The sequence below is a fragment of the Acinetobacter sp. ACIN00229 genome (assembly GCF_016106645.1).
GTDB classification, from domain to species: Bacteria; Pseudomonadota; Gammaproteobacteria; order Pseudomonadales; family Moraxellaceae; genus Acinetobacter; species Acinetobacter oleivorans.
Window position 1 is genome coordinate 148,329 of the sequence record NZ_JADWOM010000004.1, and the last position, 23,671, is coordinate 171,999.

Sequence of the window (23,671 nt, forward strand, 5' to 3'; positions counted from 1 at the left end):
GCTGTCATGCAAGAGTTAATCAAAGCCAGTACAGCAACTGACGGTGTCTTGTTATTAACCCTAAACCGTCCAGAAAAAAGAAATGCTTTAAACAATGCAACATTGCAATGTTTATGCGAGTTGCTCGAAGAAGCTGAGCACAATGCTCAAGTCAAAGCAGTGGTTTTAACAGGTAACTCACAATGTTTTGCTGCTGGAGCAGATCTTAGCGAGTTGGCTGCAATGGACGCCGTGACTTTGCAACTCGATATTCGTCCGAAGCTTTGGCAAAAAATTGATGCGTTTAGTAAACCACTGATTAGCGCAGTCAATGGCTATGCCTTAGGCGCTGGGTTTGAGCTGGTTTTGCATTCAGATATGGTCGTTTGCGGTGAAAATGCCCGTTTTGCTCTACCTGAAATTGGCCTTGGCATGTTGCCGGGTGCAGGCGGAACACAGCGTTTAGCACGCTTGGTTGGGCAACAACTCACCATGCGCTGGGCCATGACAGGTGAGATGATTTCGGCAAAACAGGCGGAGCAACATGGCATTTGCAGCCAAGTGGTGCCGACCGAATTAACTGTTGAATATGCGGTTCAACTTGCAGCCAAAATTGCCAAACAAGCGCCTTTAGCGATTCGCGTGATTAAACAATCAATTAAAAGTATTCATGAAACGACTTTAAGTCAGGGACTCAAGTTTGAACGTCAAAACTTTGTCTGGCTGGCGGCTACAAAAGATCGAAACGAAGGGATTAATGCTTTCTTTGAGAAAAGAAAGCCAGTGTTTAGAGGTGAGTGATGGACTATCAAAATATTATTGCTGAAGAAAAAAATGGTGTTGGCTACCTGACATTTAACCGCCCAAAAGCACTGAATAGCTTTAACGTTGATATGCATCGTGAAGTGGCTGAGGTTTTAAACCTGTGGACCAAAAATCCAGATGTTCGCTGTGTGGTGATTAGTGGCGAAGGCCGTGGCTTCTGTGCAGGGCAAGATTTAGGTGACCGTGTAGTAGACCCAAACGCTGAAGCTCCAGATTTAGGATATTCCATTGAAACTTACTATAACCCGCTCATTAAAACGATTGTAAATATGCCAAAGCCTGTGATTTGCGCCGTAAATGGTGTGGCAGCAGGTGCAGGGGCAAATATTGCACTGGCATGTGATTTGGTGATTGCAGCAAAATCGGCAAACTTTGTACAAGCCTTTTGCCGCTTAGGTTTGGTTCCAGACTCGGCGGGCACATGGTTTTTACCACGTGCGGTAGGCCATGCGCGTGCGATGGGTTTGACCTTATTAGGTGACAAGCTACCAGCAGAAACCGCAAAAGAGTGGGGCATGATTTGGGATGTCGTTGAAGACGCTGAGCTTAAAGCAAAAGTTACTGAACTCGCAGAGCGTTTAGCGAAACAGCCTACATTTGGTCTATCTCTCATTAAAAAAGCCATTCATCAATCAAGTAATAACACCTTTGATGAGCAAATGCTGTTAGAGCGTGACTTACAACGTATTGCGGGTCGTTCAGAAGATTATCGTGAAGGTGTACAAGCCTTTATGAATAAACGTGAACCAAATTTTAAAGGGCGCTAAGCATGACAGAATTAGACTTATCTCGTGCCCGAATTGCCGTTATTGGTTCTGGCACCATGGGCATCGGCATTGCCCAGTTAGCCATCGTCAATGGGCACTCGACTGTTTTATATGATCTGGATGCTCAAAAAGCGCAACAAGCCGTTCAAGGTTTAGGGCAGACATTTAAAAAGCTGGTTGAAAAGAGCAAGCTCACACAACAGCAAGCTGATGAAGCTTTGGCACGTTTAACTGTGGTCAATCAAATTGAAGCGTTACGTGATGCCGACTTGGTTATTGAGGCAGTTGTTGAGAAAAAAGAAGTTAAACAGTCTTTATTTAAACAGCTCGCTGAAATTTGTAGTTCGCAAACCATTTTTGCAAGTAATACATCTTCAATTTCAGTGACTGCAATTTTGGCTGGCATTGCTCACCCTGAGCGCGTAGTGGGATTACACTTTTTTAACCCTGCGCCAGTTATGAAACTGGTTGAAATTGTACAAGGCTTAAAAACACCAAACAGCTTATGTTTGGCTTTAAAAAACTTGATGCTTGGCTGGAAAAAAATTCCAGTACTCACCAAGTCGACTCCTGGGTTTATTGTTAACCGAATTGCACGTCCGTTTTACGCAGAAGGCTTTAGAGCACTGCAAGAGCAAGTCACCAGCTACGACCAGCTAGACTATGCCTTAAAGCAATGCGGCGGTTTTGCGATGGGGCCATGTGAACTTACCGACCTCATTGGACACGATGTTAACTTTTCGGTGACCCAAAGCGTTTACCAAGAGTTCTTTTATGAGCCACGCTATCGCCCAAGCCTGATTCAAAAAGAATTGGTCGATGCGGGTGCTTGGGGCCGTAAGTCAAAACAAGGCTTTTATACCTATAACGAAAAAAATCAGTACGAGACATTTCAGCCTCAAGCTGTAACTGCCAAACCAGTTGATGCCCATATTCAGCTCAAAGGGACTTGGTCTCAGCTACCTGCTTTTTTAACGCGTTTAGGTTTAAAAAGCGGATCTGCGAGCGACGACAATATTCTTCAAATTGATGATATCGACTTACGTTTAAGCCAAGGTGAGTCAGCCAATATCCATTACTTAAGCCGTAAAGTGGTTTTAATGGATTGGCATCATGATTTTGAGCACGCTGAAGCTTTAGTACTCAGTCATAACGAGCTTTGTGAAGCAAGTGATCTGGCTAAAGTCGAAGCTTACTTTGCGCAGTTTGGTATCAGTGTGATGTGGATTAAAGATCATCCGGCACTGTTAACCTTACGCACCATCGCTTTACTCATTAATGAAGCCTGCGAAGCAAGTTTACATGGTGTTGCGAGTCTGGAAGATATTGATAATGCCATGAAATATGGAGTGAATTATCCTAAGGGTCCTTACCAGTGGTTGACACAAATGGGTGGTGCTTATGTGCTCCAAACTTTAAATAATTTATATGCACTGTATGGAGAGGAAAAATATCGCGCGAGTATCTACCTCAAGCAATATGTAGCGAAAACTCAAAACATTGCTACTCAATATTCACGTGATATGACCGAATTTGCATAATCAGGAGTCAACATGGAAGACGTTTTAATTTGCGATTTTATTCGTACCCCAATTGGACGATATGCAGGTGCCTTAAGTGCTGTACGTGCAGATGATTTAGCTGCATTGCCCATCAAATATTTAAAAGATAAACACCCGAACTTACCGTGGAATACGGTAGACGAAGTATTTTTAGGATGTGCTAACCAAGCAGGTGAAGACAACCGTAATGTTGCACGTATGGCAACACTCTTGGCAGGCTTACCTGATGCAGTGCCAGCGATGACAGTCAATCGTTTGTGTGCTTCTGGCTTAGATGCGGTGGGACTTGCAGCACGCTCAATTAAAGCAGGTGAAGCGCAGTTCGTGTTGGCCGGTGGTGTAGAGTCAATGAGCCGTGCGCCATTTGTACAAGCTAAACCGACCGAAGCGTTTAGCCGAACCCCTGAGATTTATGACACCACCATTGGCTGGCGCTTTGTAAATAAGCAGCTTAAAGCACAATACGGCACCGACAGCATGCCTGAAACTGCCGAAAATGTAGCTGAAAAATATCAAATTAGTCGTGAAGACCAAGATGCGTTTGCATTTCGTAGCCAACAAAAAACGGCTGCTGCCCAACAAAACGGTTTTTTTAACGACGAAATTTTGCCTGTTGAGATCGTAGACCGTAAGAAAAATGTGAATGTGGTTAATCGAGACGAACATCCGCGTGAAACGACACTTGAAGCACTCGCAAAACTAAAAGCGCCTTTTAAGAAAGAAGGCGGTTCGGTGACTGCTGGAAATGCCTCTGGTGTAAATGACGGTGCTGCGTGTGTGTTAATTACCAACCGTGAATTTGCAGATACACATGGTTTAAAACCTTTAGCACGAGTAATTGGCATTGCAAGTGCAGGGGTTGAACCCAAATATATGGGTATAGGTCCTGTTCCGGCTGTGCAGAAACTTTTAAAGCAAACAGGTTTAACGCTAGATCAGATGGATGTGATTGAGCTGAATGAAGCATTCGCAGCCCAATCTTTGGCTTGTATGCGTGAACTCGGTCTAAAAGATGACGATGAACGCGTTAATCCAAACGGTGGTGCGATTGCATTAGGACATCCACTCGGTATGAGCGGTACACGTTTAGTCATTACGGCAACACGTGAGCTAAAAAAACGAGGTGGACGATATGCACTTTGCACAATGTGTGTGGGTGTGGGACAAGGCGTCGCACTGATTTTGGAAAATTTAAATTAATTCAGACGGTTTTAAAAATTACATAATGAGGAGATAGGCGATGGACAGCCTTACAACGGATAATGTTGAGCAATTAACACTTGCAGAGCTTAGAGCGCTGCAAACTAAACGGTTAAAGCAAACCCTGACTTTTGTATATGAAAATAGTCCGGTCTATAAGAAAAAGTTCGATGACGCAGGTGTGCATCCTGATGACTTCGTAACTTTAGATGATTTGGCGAAGTTTCCATTTACCACTAAACAGGATTTAAGAGACAACTATCCGTTTGGAATGTTTGCCGTACCGCAAGAGCAAATTGTGCGTTTACATGCATCATCGGGTACAACGGGTAAACCGACTGTAGTGGGTTATACCCAAAAAGATATTAATACTTGGTCGGACATTGTTGCGCGTTGCTTACGCATGGCAGGTTTAAGTGCCAAAGATATGATTCAAGTTGCTTATGGCTATGGACTATTTACAGGTGGTCTAGGCGCGCATTATGGCGCTGAGCGTTTAGGTGCAACCGTGATTCCAATGTCTGGCGGACAAACTGAAAAGCAAGTTCAGCTCATTCAAGACTTTAAACCTACTGCAATTATGGTTACGCCATCGTATTGCGTGAGCATTATTGAAAAGCTTGAGCAACAATTTGGTACTGCACGTAATACGTCTTTAAAAGTCGGTATTTTTGGTGCCGAGCCGTGGACCAATGAACTGCGCCGTGAAATTGAAGAGCGCTTAAATATTAAAGCACTCGATATTTATGGTTTGTCTGAGGTGATGGGGCCGGGCGTTGCGATGCAATGTCTAGGTGAGGGCGAGGGATTAACCATTTGGGAAGATCATTTCTACCCAGAAATTATTAACCCTGAAACGGGTGAAGTCTGCAAAGATGGCGAACTTGGCGAGCTAGTCTTTACGACTATTACCAAAGAAGGCTTACCGATTATTCGTTACCGTACTCGTGATTTGACTCGCTTACTCGCTGGAGAAAATCTAGCGATGCGTAAAATGGATAAAATTGTGGGTCGTAGCGACGACATGCTGATTATTCGCGGTGTGAACGTTTTCCCGACTCAGATTGAAGAGCAAATTTTGCAAGTTCCGCATTTAGTTCCTAATTATGAAATTTTGGTGACTAAAAAAGGACATATGGATACTTTGCATATTCGTACAGAGATGTGTCATAACTGTACTATACAGGCCAATCAACTTGCTCAGGAGTTGATGAAACGCATTAAAACCATGATTGGGATTAGCGTTACTGTAGAAGTTGTTACAGAAGCGACCTTACCTCGTTCGGAAGGTAAGGCAAAGCGGGTAATCGATATGCGTCAGATTGCTTAACATCAAGATCATTCAGGGTATAGAATCTATACCCTGAAACTAAACGCCAAGACATGAGTATGAGTGCAAAAATACAGCAAATAATTGATTCTGTTGTAAAGAATGAAACCTTAAGTGGAACTTCGCTTATTTCGACAATTTTTGGAGATTCAGTACTTCATCGGGGTGGAAACATTAGTCTTGCAAGCCTGATTCAGTTATTAGAGCTATTTGGTTTTAATGACCGAGCTGTAAGAACCTCTGTCTTTCGTTTAGTTAAAAATGATTGGTTATGTTCAGACAAAATCGGCAGAACCAGTTTTTATCGTATTACCGATTCAAGCCGTTCGACTTATTTACAAGCCGAGCAACGCATTTATAACGACCAGATGAAAGAGTGGGACCATTATTGGGATCTTATTCTGATGTCTAGCCTCGACACTGAAAATAAAGCGTTGTTAAAAAAAGAACTCGAATGGTTAGGATTTGCCAATATTTCGACAAACTTAATGGCTTATCCGGGTTGTAACCGTATTGAACTGCAACGCTTGTTGGTTGACTTAAATATGAGTGAGCAAGTGGTGGTGTTTAAAGCCGAAACCTTGCAGCTCTTTAATAATTCGGTCGATACCATTGGTCGTATGCTCAGAACCAACTGGCCCATCGATGAATTACGCCAAAGATACCTACAGTTTCTCGATATTTTTAGAGAAATTGGCGTGTTGTTGATGCAGGAAAATGAACAACTCGAACCTGTTCAGGCCTTTCAAATTCGAACTTTGCTGATTCATTATTATCGACGGATTTTATTGAAAGACCCTGCATTACCGCTTGAGTTGTTGCCAACTGACTGGCCCGCGATTAGTGCACGAACTTTATCAATGAATATTTATAAAAAAGTATTTGAACCTGCCGATGAATACTTCTTGTCTGTTGCCGCAACAGCAGAAGGACCAATGCCAAATGCCACAGCACATTATTGGCGCCGTTTCGGAGGTTTGGTGGCGACAAATGAGAGGTTAAATCATGCCTTGTTATAGTATTGACGGTGTTATTCCAGTCGTTAGCCCAGATGCTTTTGTACACCCAACCGCTGTTTTAATTGGTGATGTGATTATTGAAGCAGGCGCATATGTAGGGCCATTTGCTTCATTGCGTGCCGATTTTGGTCGTATCCATATTAAGCAAAATGCCAATGTACAAGATAACTGCACCATACATGGTTTTCCGCAAAGCGTGACTTTAGTTGAGGAAATGGGGCACATAGGGCATGGCACAACTTTACATGGCTGCCGCATTGGCAAAAATGTTTTGGTCGGCATGAACAGCGTAATTTTGGACTATGCCGAAATTGGTGAAAACACTATTATTGGTGCAAATAGTCTAGTCAAAACCAAAGATATTATTCCGGCAAATGTATTGGCAATGGGTAGTCCAGCCAAGGTTGCACGTGATTTATCAGAACAAGAAAAAAAGTGGAAAACTCGCGGTACGCAAGAATACATTGAGCTTGCACAGCGCTGCTTAAATTCAATGCAAGAAGTTGAGCCTTTAAGCTCAGAATTGGATGACCGCCTGACCTATAAGGATTTTAGTTCTTCAAACTATCAGATTAAACAAGATAGCGTTTAACGGCTATTCATAAGTCGATTTCAATACACATAGATTCATAACATTTAGGGAAATACTCGCACGAGTAGGGAGACGTTTGTGCAAAAAATGGAAACTACCGCAGTTGATCAATTCGCAGAATTATTAGGTGTTCAAGTGCTGCATCGCAGTTTTGATGAAGCGCGTTGTCAGCTTAATGTGAAAGACGAACACATGAATGCCTTGGGCGGTGTGCATGGTGGTGTCATATTTTCTTTAGCTGATATCGCTTTTGCGATGGCTTGTAACGCAGGGGATGCGCCATATACGGGCCTACAGGCTGATATTCGCTATATGAGCGGTGCGAAAGATAAGGTGTTATTTGCAACAGCAACCAAGGTCGGAAGTAGTAAAAAATTCGCGCATTATGAAGTGGTGATAACAGATGGTTTGAATAATAGAGTCGCTTTATTTACATCTACGTGTTATAGGCTTGCGCCGTAAAGTGTAATTTAAACACAATTATTTAATGATAAAAATTCGCTGTTAGCGAAAAAATATTTGCTATTGGCAAAAAAAGGTGTATGCTAAATAAGTTACTTCTTGTTGGATACTTACCCATTTTTGTTATTTGAGTATGTGAATACTCGGAGGTTTAACCTCAAGCTTCGGGGGGATACCGTTCTCGATGACATGAAGATATCTGAATTATCAACATGTTATAAGACTATAATTCCATCGATATGAGTGCCACACGCAATGGAGCGTGTGGCACTTTTTGAAGAGTCAAGTGCTGAACACCAGAGTGTTTTTTCTTCTTAACGCAAATGGGGCCAATTTTGGTCGTTAAGGAAGATAAAAATGAAACATTTAAGTAACGTTCAGCAGCCACCTAAAGTTGAGAATAAGGCTAATAAACCAAAGCCTCCAAAAGGCTGGAAGTGGATTAAAGTTATTCTATTGGTACTGCGGTTTATTCTAAAACGCATCCTTCAAGATGATGATTTGGGAAACTAAATTATCTCTTGGAGAACACTTCTTTAGGTGGTTCTCTTTTAAAAAACTCATTAGAGGTATTTTAAAATGCTTAATGATGCACTACTTGCTATAAGGAAGTATCATCGCATATCTCAAACAGAATTATCTCAATCTCTTGGTATTTCTAATTCTTACTTATCAGAAATTGAAAGTGGAAAGAAAAAGCCGACTCTAGAGTTACTAGATAAATATTCTGAATATTTTGATATCCCTGTTTCTTCTTTAATGTTCTTTTCTGAAAATATGGATAAGCACGACACTTTATCAGGAAAATTTCGTTATTTTGCTGGTAGTAAAGTAATCAAACTCATGAACTGGTTAAGTGAAAATGGAAAGTAGCCTACCTTCTGATTATGCAAAATATGTATACGAATTGGAGTTGTTAAGTTCTCCATTATTTCATATTACAAGTAAGAAGCGATTAGCTATCCTGTTACATTCATCTGTTAAAGAGTTGAACAATATTGTTCGTTCAAAAGATCAAATGTATCAATATTTTAATGAAACTCAGGCTGATAATAATGGAAACATTATAAAAGTTCGACCTATTCAAAATCCCCATGATAGATTGAAGCAAATCCATAGCAGAATTGGAAAGTTTTTGGGTAATTTAAAAGCCCCTGAATATTTGCATTCAAAACGCTCTAAATCTTCAATTTCAAATGCAAAAGCACATGTGGGTATTAAGGGACATACTTTAAATATTGATATTACTGATTTCTATCCTTCAACTTCTAGAGCTAAAGTTCAAGCTTTTTTTGGATATACTCTTCAATACCCGACTGATATCGCTAAATATTTGTCTGAAATCTGCACAGTAAAGAATTGCCTTCCAACTGGTAGCCCATTAAGTTCAGCATTAGCTTTTTGGGCTAACAAATCTATGTTTGATGAAATTTATAGAGTGGCTAAAAGTCGTTCTATAACTATGACTGTTTATGTGGATGATATTTCATTTACAGGAAGGGCTGTTAATCAAAATTTTCTAAAGAAAATTATTCAAATAATAGGTAAATACCAGCATAAGATTAAGCAAGAAAAAATAAAATTCTTTCCTGAATATAGTGTTAAATTCGTCACTGGTGTAGCGATACTAAATGGCCATTTACAACCAGCTCATAGACATTACAGGGACATTAGAGTTCTTCAGAAAATCGATAATGACCTTCAAGCAACCCTGCGTTTAATGGGTAAAAATAATTATATAAAGCAAATTATTAATTATGCTTAATTTATTAACATCTAATTTGGTGATTGTAATAAAATAAAAAATATATTTATTAATAAATATTAAATAAACTTGAAAGTTGAAATTTTAAAAGGAAAAGATTAGTGAATAGAACATTTTTGGGATCTGAGCCTACATGGGCCAATGCTTGTGTCGGTAATAATGGTTTTGTTAATTATTTAACATATGCTGAAGGTTTTTCAAAAGCAGCAAATCTTATTTTAGATGATTTATTAAAAAATATAGGTAAAAATGTTGATTTATTTATTTATCCAATATGTTTCAATATGAGGCATTCAATTGAGTTGCGTTTAAAAGGCTCAATTGAGGAAATCAATAAATTAGCTGAAATTAAAAATGAAAAATTGCCTTCATTTAGTTTGTCTAGCTCTCATGATATTGGAAATATTTGGAATTATTTTAGGCAGAATTCAGAGTTGTTAGATTTACGTTTTCAGAAGTTAAATAATTTATTGGATCAAACAATTAAAGATATTGCTGAAATTGATCCAACAGGGCAAACATTTAGATATCCTGCTGATAAGGATGATAAAAAGCATTTAACAGAACAGCGAATTATCAGTTGCAAAGTATTAAAGAATAAGTTTGCAGAACTTGAGGAAAATTTAGATAATCTTAAATATTTAAATGAATTATTAATAGAGGAATATAAGTTAGGTTCTTTCACAAAAAAATTTTCTAGGGCGCAAATTTTTAATTTTTCACTAACGCTTCCTTCAATAGATAGATGGAGATCGGATTTAAAAAAAGAAGAAATTTATTCTCAATATTTATTAACAAGTAATGATTTATCAAAAATTCTTAACCTAGTTAAATCTAATTATGAAATGTGTTCATTTGTTAATATGAAAAAAAGTTTAATAGTGCTAACTGACGAATTACTTTTAGATTTGTGTAGTATATGGGCTAATAAATTTTATCCTGATTTTAGGGAATTATATACAGTAGATTTATCTGAGGATTCTTATAGTGTAGGAGAGACTACAAGTTTTGAAGAATTTTTTGAATCGGAAATAAGTGAGCAGGAAATTCTCAATGATTTAGAACCTAAACTAACTATAGATTTAGTTGCAGATCTATATTCTTTATTTTATTTTTCTAGAGATAATATGAAATATTCAGAATATTATCTTAGTGGTTTTGATTATTATAAAAATGATTTAAAGAGTGAAGAATCTCTTGTGGATGCGTTTGATCATATATTTTCTAAGTCTAATTTTTTGGAGAATATCGTTAAAAGTTTATTTTTTTTAAATCAGCTAGAGTTGGCTGAAAAAATTGTTGAAAAAAATAATTTAGATTTATATTTTAAATTTCTTCCAGATGTTCGCAGTCGAGTTATATTTAAAAAATCGGAATTACTTGGATATAAAAGTTAAATTATTAAAACTTATAAAGCAAATATTATACATCTTCCTCTTCCCAAAACAGCCTCCCAAGGCTGTTTTTATTTCTCAACTTAACAATAACTCCCTCATTATTTAGCCTTACTTTTCTAATGATTTAATTTAAAACAAATGTCATTTTGCGTGCTTGACTGCAATAAATGTGAAGCTTATCCTTTGCCTGCTGGCCTACATTGCCAGTCGGTTTTAGCAGACCGCATAGTAAGAGCATCAGATTATTCCTTCTGAGGAGTAGTCTCATGTATATCAATCGTCCCTCGCTCGTTGCGGTAGGACGAGTGAGGGACACCTTCGGGTGTGCTGATTCTTACTATCAGTCTGCTAACCCTTGCTCGTTCTGCCACCATAATTTTAATGTTTGGCAGAACTCCCAATAAAAAGGAGTTGGCTTTGCACATCCATTATTTATTGGCTCTCGATGCCAAAAGCTATAACGACACAGCTTAAAAATTAAAGCAGCTTGAACGCCCTAAGGTTTTCAGGCTTTAAGTCTTTTTTATTTAAAACTTAGCAACAACAAACTCGAGATGTGCTACGCACAGTCTTTACGGCTTTGCTATGCCTTTTTTTCTCCCAAAAAAGTATCTCATTTAGAAACAACAATAATTTATAACGGTAAAACCATGCCAAAGTTAGTTCTCCCAACACGTGCCATACAAGTTATTAATACGTCGATTTATTTATTTCACCATTTTGGATTTCACACGGTTGGGGTCGACCGAATTGTGAAAGAATGCCAAATTCCCAAAGCAACTTTTTATAACTACTTTCATTCTAAAGAGCGGTTTATTGAAATCTGCTTGATTGTGCAAAAAGAACGTTTAAAAGAAAAAGTGGTTTCAATCGCTGAATACGACCGAGGCACAAGTGTAAAAGATAAACTCAAGGCGCTTTATCTTTTACACACCGACTTAGAGGGGCTTTACTACCTATTATTTAAAGCCATTTTTGAGATAAAACTGACTTATGCAAAAGCGTATCAAGTCGCAATTAAATACCGTACATGGCTAATCAATGAAATCTATAGCCAGCTTATAAAACTCAAAACCGATGCGACTTTTCAGGACGCAAAACTATTTTTATATATGACTGAGGGCGCAATTATTCAGCTTTTAAGCTCAGATGGGGCAGACGACAGAGAAAGCCACTGGAATATGATTTCTAATGTCTTTCTTTAGACGTTTCGGCTTATTTGGGGGGAAGGCATAAGCCTTAATTCTAAAATAGCGATTGGATGAACTTTGAGAGTTGACTTCAAATCGTGGCTTAAGTGGTCTGAGGTCAAGTTTTTTTAAAGATACTTAAGCAATATGGTTTGCGTAACTTCAATCAAATACTGAAATATTTCGAATCAGCGTATGAGTTGCTTACGTCAGTCATCGTCTCGCGCAAAAGTATGCTGAATATAAATAGAGGAGTCATTCATGGGTACGCGTTCAACCATTATGGATACCAATAGCTTTCGTCCAGAACATGCTGCTGAGCTGGACCATGCTACCCGCAAACTGACCGATAAAAGAAATAAAATTTTAGGTGAATCCTATCGCTTGTTTTATCGTAATCCCGTGCATCTGGTAAAAGGACAGGGACAATATTTATGGGATGCAGCAGGTCATCAATATCTAGATGTTTACAACAATGTTGCCAGTATTGGTCATTGTCATCCTGCGGTGATTGAAGCGGTAAATGAGCAAATGAAAATGCTCAATACACATACGCGTTATTTACATGAAAATATTTTGGATTATACCGAAGAACTCTTACAAACCACTCCCGATGAAATTGACCGTGCCATGTATATGTGTACTGGCTCAGAAGCGAATGATTTAGCGATTCGTATTGCACGTGAATATAGCGGCGGTACAGGAATTATTGTATCTCAAGAGTCGTATCATGGAACCAGTAGCTTAACCTCAGGATGCTCTCCAGCGCTTGGAACTGAGCAGCCTTTAGATGCTACAACTCGTCTAGTTCCAGCACCCGATTATTATCGAATTCAAACTGATGATTTGGGCACATGGTTCGCGCAGCAAATTCAACAGCAAATTGATGATATGAATGCAAAAGGTATTAAGTTTGCAGGTTTTTTAGCGGACTCAATATTCTCTTCTGACGGTGTAATGCCTAATCCTGTTGGGTTCTTACAAAAAGCGGTTGATGTTGTGCATGCAAATGGCGGTATCTTTATTGCGGATGAAGTACAACCGGGTTTCGCGCGCACTGGTGATTCTTTCTGGGGCTTTGGTCGCCACAATGTTGTGCCTGATATCATTACCACAGGTAAGCCAATGGGTAACGGAGTTCCAGTGTCAGGACTTTTAGCCAAGAGTGAAGTCCTTGCTGCTTTTAGCGACAAAATTCCATATTTTAATACCTTTGGCGGTAATCCTGTTTCTATGGCAGCGGCACAGGCTGTACTTAAAGTTATTCAGGAAGAAGAATTACAAACCCATAGTAAATATGTGGGAGGGCTACTTCTCAAAGAACTCACTAAACTTATGGATAAACATGAGATGGTTGGTGATGTCCGTGGCGCAGGTCTGTTTATAGGTTTTGAAGTGGTCAAAGATAGAGCCACAAAAGAACCGAATAAAGCATTGGCTTTGAACCTTATTGAAGAGCTCAGAAATACTCATCGAGTTTTAACCTCAGTTGCAGGTCCTTATGGCAATGTATTAAAACTGCGCCCACCTTTGGCTTTCCAAATAAAAGATATCGATTGGTTAGTTGGTGCTTTAGATCAAGCCTTAACAAAATTAAAGTAAGTCACTTTAGATATAAAAAAAATGCCCTTCAAGTTGGATGTTAAATCTAATTTGAAGGGTATTTTGTTGTTCAATTATCTTATGTGTCTTTAGACGTTATCTCGAATTAGTTAAATAATAAAAAGGCCTTTATTCAAGGCCTGTATTTGTGATGTTTTAGTGTCTTAATTGACGTGGAGTCACACCAAACCAGCGCTTAAATGCACGAGATAAAGCACTTACTTCTGAGTAACCTAGCAGGAATGCCATTTCTGAAATTGGAATATTTTTTTGTTTAATATAATGTTCGGCTAACTCACAACGGACCTGATCCACTAAATGGGTAAAGGTGAGTCCTTCATTTTTTAAACGGCGAGTAAGGGTGCAACTGGTTAAACCAATATCGTGAGCGATTTTTTCAAGATTTGGTTCACCTTCACTCAGTTCAAGTTGGATGTGAGAGCGAACTTGATCTGCAAGACTTTGACTTTGAGAAGAGCGATTGAGTAACAGCAGCGTATCTAAAATCACTGTTAATAAAATAGAATCACGCCCAGGCATAGTATGTTGGACGTCTTTTTTTGAAATGATGATGGAGTTAAAAGGCTGATCAAAATAAACAGGCGCGTTAAATAATTTGCTGTGTTCTTGCCAAAATTCAGGTCGAGTATGCTCAAAGTGAATCGCGCGAGGTGAATAATGAGGACCCATCACTTCACGAATCACATTCATAAACATGCCCATGGTCAGTTCTGCATCTTGGCGGCGAGTTAAAATCGCGCCGTGTTGAACCTGATAATCTATGCGCCAGCTATCTCCTAAATCGACCATTCGATTAAGCGTATCTTTCTGATGCAAATAAAAGTTATTGGTCATGTTCATAAGTGCAGATTCTAATGTATTTGAACAAAGACCAATGTACCCAATGAGCCCTAAGGATTTCGGTTGAAACTGTTGACCATAATGCAGGCCAAAATTATCACAACCAGAAACCAGTGCTGCCTGTTCTAGCACCTTGCAATAATTGGGCAGTTGTAAGCTCAACGTTGGGCTAATTAAAAGTTCAGGATTAATACCACTAATACCTAAAACGCGATCAACATCTGCACCTTTTTGACGAATAAACTCGCTTAATCCAGAGGCAGCTGCAGACAATACACCTTGATTACACATATTTGAATCGACAAGATGAGCTGGGTTGAGATGTAACATGTCAAGTCTCATGATATTTATTCCTAACTATTCTTATATTAAGCAAAAGCCATACCAGTTTTTGCTTGCGTCCATGATTTTGTGTTGTTAAAAACTTTTATAAAATAATGACTTATGTGTTTCTGTTTTAAGTTTCAGATTTGATTCTTTAAGAAGAGATCAAGAGTTGTATTTAAGGTTGGGTAGCGAACTAAAAGAAGGCAGAAAATGCATTAGAGATAGGCAAACAGGGCAGAACTAAAACAAGAAATTAAGCGGCTTCTCATGCATACAACATCTATTGTAGGCATGAGAAAATAAGTGAAATATTAATTTTTTGTAGTTTTTGCCGTTTGCGCGCCATAACTTAAACTGGCCATTGAGGGTCTAAATTGACCTGTATTGGCATCGCGGCCCTGTAGTAAGAACTTAGTATTGGCTTGACCATAGCTCTGCACAGCCTGCTGAGAAAATTTTCCAATATCTGAACTTGGACTGCGCAATCGATTGATAATTAGTACCTTCTGAGTCGCTGCAAAATCTTGCATCATATTTTGATCGCCTTCACTGTCACCCGCGATAAAAATTGGTCCGTAACCATATTTAGAGACTAAAAAGCGCTGGATGGTTGCGGTTTTGCCTTTACCTTGAGTTTGCGCATAGCCATGACGAAACTCGGGTAAAATTCGATTTTGTGCATCTCGCTCTAACTCCATCGCGTAGGCATTTTTTTCATTAATGTTATAGCCGATCTCTGGATTAGAAATAATTTCCTTAATCACATCAATAAAAGATGCCGAGCAGACATAGACATCAATGCCATTGTCCTGAAAGGCCTTAAATAGATTTTGCATTTCTCGGTATGGTCTTAAACCATTTTCCCAAGTCGTTTTAACAACACCAGCTTGGCCAGAAAGTGCTGCTGGGGATGTCCATGTCACAGGTCCAATCGGTTGCTGCATTTGCCAAGCCACCGTTGCTTTTACCAAATTACGGACTTCTTGTTCGGTAAGCCCAGTAAATAAATAAGTGACCCACGGATATGCAACTTCATGATCAAACGTGTCTCCAATCGCCGCATATAGATATCTCATTTTAGTAATGAAATCGAGATAATGCGGATCTTGTTTAATTTGATCCAGACTTTGCTTGCCTTTTAGACCGCTATAGTGGTGATAAAGCCATGAGTAGCTGGCAATAATATCTGGGGCAATTTTATTAATATTGACGGCTTGGCCTTGCTGGTTATTGTAGGCCGCTTCAAAGTTTTGCGAGCTAATCCCTTTACGAATAATCTGATTAAGCTGCTCTGGCGTGACATTAAATGCTAAGTGTTCAAGCTGATAAATTAAAGTTGCTTCTTCGATGTCTAAAAATACCGAGGTATTGTCAAAGTCAGTGACAATATACGGGCGTTTGTCAGGATTATAGTTAGGGCTATCTTTTCCATAGCTAGCAATCAATTGGTTAAGTTGGTCAAAGTTAAAAGCGTCCCATTGACCTTTTTGGATATATTCCTTTTTGGGAATAGCGACTGCGGGAGATGTACTTTGTATAGGGTTGTAATTACATGCGCTTAGAGCAATCATACTTGCCAGACTACTGGTGAGTAATAGTGCTTTGGCAACTTTGCTCAGTTGATGGGTAGCTTGCATAAACCCTTCCTTTAAATTCTATAAAATTTAAAAACTAAAAATTGAAAATGAAGAAAAGCGATCTAAATCACTTTTCAAATTCCGACAGGCATTTGTCCGTTTAGATATTTTTTACAGAGACGCACAGTTTCATTGGACCATTGATCGCCAAGACTTTGAGCCATTTCTGTTTGTGCGTGAGAACCATTCCAAGCCATCATTTGAATGCGGCGTTGCATGATAAAAGTCGGGATCATTTCATATTCTTCAGACTGAATATGACCTACGCGCTCGTAGCCCTTTAACCAGTAATCAACCCAATGAGGTGCATTTGCATAATGTTCATTGAAGCTAATTGCAGCGGCGAGATCATGCATAAACCAGCTCATTCCGCAGTCATCAAAATCGATCACGCCGATACGTTCTTGTTGTAGTAATAAATTGGTTAAACGCAAATCGGCATGAATCAGGCCATAGCGTTCCTGAGTTTTGCCAAAGAAATTTAAATCTTTCGAAATCTGTGCAATCGCTTCTTCAATTACGCCGTGATCTTGTGGTCTTAAATGAGGTGCATTTTTCCAGTTTCCCCAGTGACCATCTGCACCGACCATGGTTTCATGGTTCCACACAATACGTTGAAAGTTTTCAGGCGCTTGCCATGTCTTACTATGTAAGTGCAACTTTGCGGTAATTTGTCCTAATTGTTCAAATGCAGTTGGGTCAACTTCAACAGTCGGCATATCGCCCTCAACCCAGTTAAAAAGAACTGCATACCGATAAATATCATTCGATAGTTTCAAGGTAATGACGCGCTCACCCGATTGATCTGCAATCGCAACAGGCACTTGAATACCGCTGGCATTTAAAGCATCTAACCATTCAAGCTCACTTTGTATATCGAGTTTGCTGTGATAGTTCGGACGGTGAATTCGAAGTGCATAGCGGGCAGATCCAGTCGAAACTTGATAGGTTGCATTTTCAGACTGACACAGTAGTTTGACCTGTCCTTGATAGTCTGATGGATACTGCTTAATTGCTTGTTCTGCCAGTGTTTGTAATTGAACTTGGCTTAAAAATTCATTTTGTTCTACAGACATAACCCATCTCCTCAATTTAATTTTTAAACACGTTTCGTGTTGAGATGCCGTCGATCTTATAAAAGAAAAAATGAATCAACTTGACTTCAAGTGGTCGGGGAGATGTTTTGCTGTCAAGTTTTATGAATATCTTTTGCGCAACTATTGGTGGTGTAAATTTAGTCGATAAGGCATACGACAATGAAAGAATCTGAATTAAGCGTAGATGTTGGTGCTTTACAACAGGACGCAGAGTATTTTGCAAAACGTCAGTTAAAAAAGGGGGCAGTAGGTTGGTTACTTTTAGTGGGGCTGGGTGTCTCTTACGTCATTTCGGGTGACTTTGCGGGTTGGAATTTTGGGTTGGCACAAGGCGGCTGGGGAGGACTCTTTATTGCAACAGTCATCGTCGCGTTTATGTATCTCTGCATGAGCTTTGTGATGTCTGAGATGTCGACGATGTTGCCCACTGCTGGCGGTGGCTATAGTTTTGCCCGTGTTGCATTTGGTCCTTTTGGAGGATACCTCACAGGAACTGCGATTTTAATTGAATACGCAATTGCACCTGCCGCGATTGCCGTATTTATCGGTTCATATTGCCAATCACTCTTTGGAATTGGCGGCTGGGCTGTTTATTTAATTTGCTATTTAGTTTTTATGGGTATTCATCTGAAAGGTGCAGGTGAAGCGCTTAAAATCATGTTTGGAATTACCGCCGTTGCTTGTATTGCACTGGTCGTATTCATTGTTGCGATGCTTCCACATTTTGACAGTGCACGGTTGTTTGATATTCCAGTCAGTTCTCATGCAGGTGCGAGTAGCTTTTTACCGTTTGGCTATATGGGAATATGGGCCGCAGTACCTTATGCCATCTGGTTTTTTCTTGCGGTTGAAGGGGTACCACTTGCAGCCGAAGAAGCAAAAGATCCAGTACGTTCATTGCCACGCGGTTTGATTGGTTCAATGTTGATATTGGCATCGTTTGCACTTTTAATTTTATTTTTGGGAGCAGGCGCTGCGGGTTCAAATGCTTTAAAAAATTCAGGGGCACCTTTAGTTGATGCACTTATTGCGGTGTATGGTCAGCACACATGGTTGGCGAGCTTTGTTAACTTTGTAGGTCTTGCTGGACTTGTCGCAAGTTTCTTCTCAATTATTTATGCATATTCACGTCAAATTTTTGCATTGTCACGTGCGGGATATTTACCAAAAAACCTATCGCTCACCAATGAAAATAAAGCGCCATATTGGGCCATTATCATTCCGGGCATTATTGGCTTCTTACTCTCTTTAACAGGGGAGGGTGACTTACTCATTTTAATGGCTGTATTCGGTGCAACAATCTCTTATGTGTTGATGATGCTCTCACATATCAAATTACGTTTGTCTCGCCCTGAATTACCTCGTCCTTATAAAACGCCTGGTGGAGTTTGGACGTCTTGTATTGCCTTGATTCTTGCCGCTGTTGCCGTAGTTGCAGGGTTAATGGTTAATCCAAAAGTTTGGTTATTGGCTGCGCTGATTTATGTCGGATTTATACTCTATTACTTGTTATATAGCCGTCATCATTTGGTGAAAGGCACGCCTGAACAAGAGTTTGCCATGATTGATGACTGATTTTCATTGCAGTAAAAATAAAGAGGCTTCGGCCTCTTTTTAAGTTTTATAAAACGACTAAAAAGTTTAGAAGCCAAAATAGAAAAGTTTAAATATTTAACTCAAAGTTTACTTTTACACGGTCCAAAACAATTAAGGTCCGATATGTTTTTACATCTTCATTATCAGCAAAATGTTTTCTAACTAAACTTTCAAAATGAGATAAGTTATTGCTCAGCATGATAATGATAAAAGAGACACCACCATTTACAAAGTAGCACTGTTGAATTTCTTCAACAGAAGCAAAGTATTGCTTCGCTCTATCCATCACTATAGAGCGGTCTTCGCTAAGTCGGACTTCAATAATAGAAGTAATTTTTTCTCCAAATTTTAGCGGATTTAAAATAGCGCAATTTCTTAAAATAATTTCCTTTTCTTCCATACGAGATATACGTCTTTGAACAGAAGCGGAGGATAGGCCAATTTTTTCAGAAATTTCTCGATGCGAAGTTTTATTGTCTTTTTGAAGTATTCTTAAGATTGCATAATCAAAATTATCTAAAGAAATATCTGACATGAGTAAATCTCTCATTAAGCTTTAAATATAGAGTTATTTAATCGTTTTATTGAGGCAAATAGAAGAAATATATTGATTATATAGAATTAAAATTTCAATCATTCCCAGAGTGGTAAATATGATGATTGAGACAAACTCCAAGCAAGGCATTGCATTTGCAGCCGCATTTCTATCTTTAGTTTCTGTGCAAATAGGAGCATCAATAGGAAAAGCCCTTTTTCCAATTCTGAGTGCAGAAGGAGTGACCTTAACTCGACTTGCTTTAGCAGCATGTTTCTTATGGATTGTTTATAAACCTTGGAGAGACTGGAACAGACAGACCAATTGGAAAAATCTCATTATTTATGGGGCCATCCTCACATTAATGAATACTTTAATTTATAAAGCATTTTCTTATATGTCTGTTGGAATCGCTATTTCCATCGAAGTGTTGGGACCACTTACGGTTGCTATTTTAATGTCTAAAAATAAATTAGATTATTTTTGGGGAGCATTATCTCTTATTGGTTTGCTTTTTTTACCTATGGGCAATTCAAACAATAACTTTAGCTTTATTGGTATGGCGTATGCGCTTGTGGCTGCCGTGGGTTGGGGGCTATACGTTATTTATGGCTCTAGAGTTGCACAAGGTGGAGGAAGCTCTGTTGCAACTGGAATGTTCTTGGCGGCTTTTTTTGCAACGCCTTTAGGTGCATCTCACATTATCCATATTTTTGATAGTTATACGATTCTTTTGACATGTTTACTCATGGCGATGCTAGCAAGTGCAATTCCCTTCATATTAGATATGGTTGCTATGAAAAAACTGCATCCTCGAGTTTTTGGAATATTAGTGAGCGCATCACCCGCGGTGAGTGCTTTGGCTGGATGGCTGATTTTAGATGAACGATTAAATCATTTTCAGATCATTGGAATAACAATTATTATGGCATCGTGTGCGGGGTGTTCTTATTTCTCCTATAAACGTAATACTGCATAAGACCATTTGTCTATGATGGCATATATCTAAAGCTGGATGAGTCGTTTTGAAGGGGGATAAATAATAAGCCCCCTTAAAAAGGCTGCCTCTGTACAAAAAGAATATAAAAACAGCAAGTATTACTTACTCAAGTATCATTTTAATCTGATTGATATTTATACAATATAGTTACCAGATCACAAGGATATGAACTGATGAAATTTCTAAAATTTCTAACTTTTAGCACGATTCTTACGTTGTCCGCGCATAGTTATGCGACAGTGGGTGGTGGACAAAAAATTGAAGTATTGGGCTATCAACAAAAAGAGAAGAAACTTTATATATTAAGACACTACGAAGATGGTCGAGGACGTTTACCACAACTATATTATTATCTATTAAATAGTAAATCGCCTGACAAACTTATTGAGGTTAAATCTCTCTATATCAATCCAAAAACACATAAGATTGATTATGATCAAGATAGTACAGCGTTTGATAAGGCTCTCAATAAAATTAAAAAAAATTTAACTCCTTTGATCGTAAGTAATAGTAAGACTGTAAAAATTCAGACCTTAAAAACGCATCAGAATCAAGTATCATCTTGGTTTGATCCTTCCGGAAAGATCACGCAATATAAAACAGAATATGTTGTAAAATCGCCGTCTTTACAAAGTAAGACGCACATTGCGGTTCATTACACCAAAGCAATAAAAATTTCCCAAAATTATAGTGTGCCTAAACACAATAATAGGTTGGTTGTCGTTAAATATCTGGGGGTTCCAGAAGAAACTGGTTATGACATTGAAGACCCCGTTTTACTACTGCCTGTGAAAAAATAAGTTTAAGAGCAAATTATTTTCTTGGTTCAAATCGGTAGCAGCAGGGCATCACTATCTGGATGTTTACGACAATATTGCCAGTATTGGTCATTATCATCTTACGGTCATTGAAATTGTAAATGAGCAAAAGAAAATGCCCATTTGTTATTTTCTAATCATTTTGAGAGTTAAAAACGGTGATATTTCAAAAAGGATTTTAATTTTTTATATAATTAAATCAGTTTTCTATAAAACTAATGAACGAATTAATTTATTCAAGATCAAGTTGATTGTCATCTTTAGTGACTTTGATTTTTAACTTTTTATATTTCCGTTTGTTTGGATCAATTGCAGAATTTATAACCTCATCTGCGAAAGATGAACATAGCATCAATTTTGCGTATGTTCTGTAACCTATCAAAATTCTTCGTAGTGGGTAGTCTGTTCTTGTAGAGTAATAGTCGATTCTGGAGTTTAATTCTTGTAGCAGGGGCTGCTGGGACATTGGAATAATTTCTCTAAGAGGTACATACAGCATATAGAGATTTAACTCCGCTAAGAAGAATTATTTTGAAAATGTTATAAATTTTAGATAAATCAATATTCATATTAAATATCAAAGTATTTTAGATATGCAAAATATATATTTATTCCTTGTAAATTTAAGTAGATACACTCCAAATGGCAATATTTTATTATGCTGTAAAAAATATTAGTAACAACTCTTTTTAAAGCCACAGTGGCCTATGTGTTATAGTCAATTTCGATTAATTATTGGTATTAAAATGGATATCTGTATTGGCGGTATACTTGATGGGAAGAAAAGAAAGGATGATCAAAATCATTTCAGAGTAGATAGTCATTATTCCGATCATGGTTCTGAATATAATAAAGAGCATTTTCATTTACATGGGCAGCTTCATACATTTTGGATAAGTGAAGATATTGATTTTTTTGCCGCGCAAAAAAGAGTTGAATTAATATTAAGTGCAAGATTTGGACTTGTTTAAAAAATATATGTACCATTTTAGATAATTTTTAATATAAAAATTTTAAATTAAATATTTTATAATTAATATGGTGTGAAACAAAAGCTCTATTTAATATAGAGCTTTTGAGTTAATAAGTTATTTATTCCTTTTTTTCTTGATTATTATTTTCGGTAGGATTTTTTTCTGTTTCAGGGGTTTGTTCGGGGTTTTCAGTTTTATCCTCAGTAGGTTGAGCATTAGAGTCATTTTGATTTTGTGTGGTTTTTTTTGAAAATTCTTTGAAATCAGACATTTTAAACTTCTTAATAATAGTAAGGAAGCTTTATCGTAGGCTTTTAATTCAGTTACATTGCGGTGATTATGAGAACTCTATGTAGAGATATGTGCCTAAAAGTTTTCAATTATCGACATAATATTTCTTTGAGTCAAATAGAGTGTTGATATATAAGTGGAAGGAAATTTTAATCAAATACAAGAGTTAACATATAGTTAAATAGCTATTGTATTTAATGTTTTTTTAATAATTACAATTTATTTAAATATATTATTTTAAGTTCTTAATTGGAGGGGATATTTTTAATTAAAGTGGGGGATTCGATCTATAAATATATTTATACAACATAAAGATACAGTTTTACATGCATACTCAATCAAATTAATTAAAAAATGAGAAAAATATGGATGCTGAAATGAAAAAATATTTTGATGTGGCTGAAAGTGTTTACAATAATATTCACTTTAAAAATCAGTCTTCTAAAGATTTAGTTGATTGTCTCAATAGACTGTTAGTTGAAATTAAAAAAGAAGCAGCTACAAACAATTTACAATTAAAATATTCTGTTATTGATTTTGAAAGCTGTTTAAACAGGCCAATGAAAGAGCGTATTGTTAAAATTGATTTAAGCCTTCTCCCTAATTTTGAGAATCAATATGAATTTATTCTTTGGTTGGTAAGTTTTATAAAAAGTATTTCTGTATCTAGAAGTTATTATTTTTAAATTGTTGTGTGATAGCAAATAAAATAAATATTTTTTAAATTTGTTGTATAAATATTTATTTAGCGTATACTCAATTTAACTAGAAAAAAAGACTTATTAGTAAATCCTCTTTTAGTATCGTAGTTTTATTCATAATCCTTCGTTTTTTAAGATCTTAAA

General features: G+C 37.7%; 25 protein-coding genes and 1 pseudogene. 19 read left to right on the top strand and 7 right to left on the bottom strand.

From position 1 onward, the window contains the following. Positions 1–6: 6 nt before the first annotated feature. The 14 genes from I7H67_RS05050 to I7H67_RS05115 all read left to right on the top strand — a co-directional run bounded on the left by I7H67_RS05050 (position 7) and on the right by I7H67_RS05115 (position 13,690). Positions 7–780, top strand: a complete 774-nt coding sequence (locus tag I7H67_RS05050) for an enoyl-CoA hydratase-related protein (protein WP_198307257.1) — start codon at positions 7–9, stop codon at positions 778–780. Continuing rightward, on the top strand, positions 780–1,571 hold the full coding sequence (gene paaG / locus I7H67_RS05055) for a 2-(1,2-epoxy-1,2-dihydrophenyl)acetyl-CoA isomerase PaaG (protein WP_013198404.1): 792 nt from the start codon (positions 780–782) through the stop codon (positions 1,569–1,571). The genes I7H67_RS05050 and paaG overlap by 1 nt, the downstream gene beginning before the upstream one ends. A gap of 2 nt (positions 1,572–1,573) precedes the next feature. After that, on the top strand, positions 1,574–3,112 hold the full coding sequence (locus tag I7H67_RS05060) for a 3-hydroxyacyl-CoA dehydrogenase (protein ID WP_198307258.1): 1,539 nt from the start codon (positions 1,574–1,576) through the stop codon (positions 3,110–3,112). Between the two features lie 12 nt (positions 3,113–3,124). Next, complete coding sequence (gene pcaF / locus I7H67_RS05065) at positions 3,125–4,333, top strand: 3-oxoadipyl-CoA thiolase (protein WP_013198402.1); 1,209 nt, start codon at positions 3,125–3,127, stop codon at positions 4,331–4,333. 40 nt (positions 4,334–4,373) lie between these two features. Further along, positions 4,374–5,663, top strand: coding sequence for a phenylacetate--CoA ligase PaaK (paaK, locus tag I7H67_RS05070; protein WP_013198401.1), 1,290 nt, complete (start codon positions 4,374–4,376; stop codon positions 5,661–5,663). A gap of 53 nt (positions 5,664–5,716) precedes the next feature. Next, complete coding sequence (gene paaX / locus I7H67_RS05075) at positions 5,717–6,682, top strand: phenylacetic acid degradation operon negative regulatory protein PaaX (RefSeq protein WP_000062822.1); 966 nt, start codon at positions 5,717–5,719, stop codon at positions 6,680–6,682. After that, a complete protein-coding gene (locus I7H67_RS05080) occupies positions 6,669–7,274 on the top strand; it encodes a carbonic anhydrase (protein ID WP_013198400.1) in 606 nt (201 codons plus the stop codon). Before paaX ends, I7H67_RS05080 begins: the two co-directional genes overlap by 14 nt. 78 nt (positions 7,275–7,352) lie before the next feature. Beyond that, positions 7,353–7,736, top strand: a complete 384-nt coding sequence (locus I7H67_RS05085; protein ID WP_004709473.1) for a PaaI family thioesterase — start codon at positions 7,353–7,355, stop codon at positions 7,734–7,736. Positions 7,737–8,093: 357 nt separating this feature from the next. After that, a complete protein-coding gene (locus I7H67_RS05090) occupies positions 8,094–8,249 on the top strand; it encodes a hypothetical protein (RefSeq protein WP_000681895.1) in 156 nt (51 codons plus the stop codon). A 66-nt stretch (positions 8,250–8,315) separates the two neighbouring features. Next, positions 8,316–8,609, top strand: coding sequence for a helix-turn-helix domain-containing protein (locus I7H67_RS05095; protein ID WP_000930833.1), 294 nt, complete (start codon positions 8,316–8,318; stop codon positions 8,607–8,609). Next, on the top strand, positions 8,599–9,501 hold the full coding sequence (locus tag I7H67_RS05100) for a reverse transcriptase family protein (RefSeq protein ID WP_198307259.1): 903 nt from the start codon (positions 8,599–8,601) through the stop codon (positions 9,499–9,501). The genes I7H67_RS05095 and I7H67_RS05100 overlap by 11 nt, the downstream gene beginning before the upstream one ends. Positions 9,502–9,602: 101 nt before the next feature. Continuing rightward, on the top strand, positions 9,603–10,898 hold the full coding sequence (locus tag I7H67_RS05105) for a hypothetical protein (RefSeq protein ID WP_198307260.1): 1,296 nt from the start codon (positions 9,603–9,605) through the stop codon (positions 10,896–10,898). Positions 10,899–11,548: 650 nt separating this feature from the next. Next, on the top strand, positions 11,549–12,103 hold the full coding sequence (locus I7H67_RS05110) for a TetR/AcrR family transcriptional regulator (RefSeq protein WP_198307261.1): 555 nt from the start codon (positions 11,549–11,551) through the stop codon (positions 12,101–12,103). Between the two features lie 246 nt (positions 12,104–12,349). Beyond that, positions 12,350–13,690, top strand: a complete 1,341-nt coding sequence (locus I7H67_RS05115; RefSeq protein WP_198307262.1) for an aspartate aminotransferase family protein — start codon at positions 12,350–12,352, stop codon at positions 13,688–13,690. 156 nt (positions 13,691–13,846) lie between these two features. Here the strand turns inward: I7H67_RS05115 and I7H67_RS05120 are convergent, their stop codons facing one another. The 3 genes from I7H67_RS05120 to I7H67_RS05130 all read right to left on the bottom strand — a co-directional run bounded on the left by I7H67_RS05120 (position 13,847) and on the right by I7H67_RS05130 (position 17,591). After that, the gene (locus tag I7H67_RS05120) at positions 13,847–14,881 is read right to left on the bottom strand and encodes an AraC family transcriptional regulator (protein WP_002157169.1); all 1,035 of its coding nucleotides are present in this window, start codon (positions 14,879–14,881) and stop codon (positions 13,847–13,849) included. 308 nt (positions 14,882–15,189) lie between these two features. Then, a complete protein-coding gene (locus I7H67_RS05125; RefSeq protein ID WP_198307263.1) occupies positions 15,190–16,515 on the bottom strand; it encodes a haloacid dehalogenase-like hydrolase in 1,326 nt (441 codons plus the stop codon). Between the two features lie 74 nt (positions 16,516–16,589). Then, positions 16,590–17,591: a phosphotransferase enzyme family protein gene (locus tag I7H67_RS05130; protein ID WP_198307264.1), complete on the bottom strand. Its 1,002-nt coding sequence runs from the start codon at positions 17,589–17,591 to the stop codon at positions 16,590–16,592. 180 nt (positions 17,592–17,771) lie between these two features. On the opposite strand from I7H67_RS05130, the gene eat reads away from it, so the two are divergent. Further along, the gene (gene eat, locus I7H67_RS05135) at positions 17,772–19,187 is read left to right on the top strand and encodes an ethanolamine permease (RefSeq protein WP_198307265.1); all 1,416 of its coding nucleotides are present in this window, start codon (positions 17,772–17,774) and stop codon (positions 19,185–19,187) included. An 88-nt stretch (positions 19,188–19,275) separates the two neighbouring features. On the opposite strand, the gene I7H67_RS05140 is transcribed toward eat, so the two are convergent. After that, positions 19,276–19,743 carry an Lrp/AsnC family transcriptional regulator gene (locus I7H67_RS05140; RefSeq protein ID WP_198307266.1) on the bottom strand — a complete coding sequence of 156 codons (468 nt, stop codon included), beginning with the start codon at positions 19,741–19,743 and terminating at the stop codon, positions 19,276–19,278. 118 nt (positions 19,744–19,861) lie between these two features. On the opposite strand from I7H67_RS05140, the gene I7H67_RS05145 reads away from it, so the two are divergent. From I7H67_RS05145 to I7H67_RS19845, 3 genes and pseudogenes are all read left to right on the top strand, one after another. After that, positions 19,862–20,722 (top strand): EamA family transporter, encoded by an 861-nt coding sequence (locus tag I7H67_RS05145; RefSeq protein ID WP_198307267.1) that lies wholly within the window; start codon positions 19,862–19,864, stop codon positions 20,720–20,722. A gap of 194 nt (positions 20,723–20,916) precedes the next feature. After that, the gene (locus tag I7H67_RS05150) at positions 20,917–21,543 is read left to right on the top strand and encodes a hypothetical protein (protein WP_198307268.1); all 627 of its coding nucleotides are present in this window, start codon (positions 20,917–20,919) and stop codon (positions 21,541–21,543) included. 37 nt (positions 21,544–21,580) lie between these two features. Beyond that, a pseudogene (locus tag I7H67_RS19845) lies at positions 21,581–21,679 on the top strand (aminotransferase); the annotation flags it as partial. A 114-nt stretch (positions 21,680–21,793) separates the two neighbouring features. Here the strand turns inward: I7H67_RS19845 and I7H67_RS05155 are convergent. The 3 genes from I7H67_RS05155 to I7H67_RS05165 all read right to left on the bottom strand — a co-directional run bounded on the left by I7H67_RS05155 (position 21,794) and on the right by I7H67_RS05165 (position 22,806). Beyond that, on the bottom strand, positions 21,794–22,027 hold the full coding sequence (locus tag I7H67_RS05155) for a hypothetical protein (RefSeq protein ID WP_140947354.1): 234 nt from the start codon (positions 22,025–22,027) through the stop codon (positions 21,794–21,796). 341 nt (positions 22,028–22,368) lie between these two features. Further along, positions 22,369–22,500 carry a hypothetical protein gene (locus tag I7H67_RS05160; protein WP_320158869.1) on the bottom strand — a complete coding sequence of 44 codons (132 nt, stop codon included), beginning with the start codon at positions 22,498–22,500 and terminating at the stop codon, positions 22,369–22,371. Between the two features lie 153 nt (positions 22,501–22,653). Then, positions 22,654–22,806, bottom strand: a complete 153-nt coding sequence (locus tag I7H67_RS05165; protein WP_151987509.1) for a hypothetical protein — start codon at positions 22,804–22,806, stop codon at positions 22,654–22,656. A 385-nt stretch (positions 22,807–23,191) separates the two neighbouring features. On the opposite strand from I7H67_RS05165, the gene I7H67_RS05170 reads away from it, so the two are divergent. After that, positions 23,192–23,512 carry a hypothetical protein gene (locus I7H67_RS05170; protein ID WP_013198383.1) on the top strand — a complete coding sequence of 107 codons (321 nt, stop codon included), beginning with the start codon at positions 23,192–23,194 and terminating at the stop codon, positions 23,510–23,512. Positions 23,513–23,671: the final 159 nt, after the last annotated feature.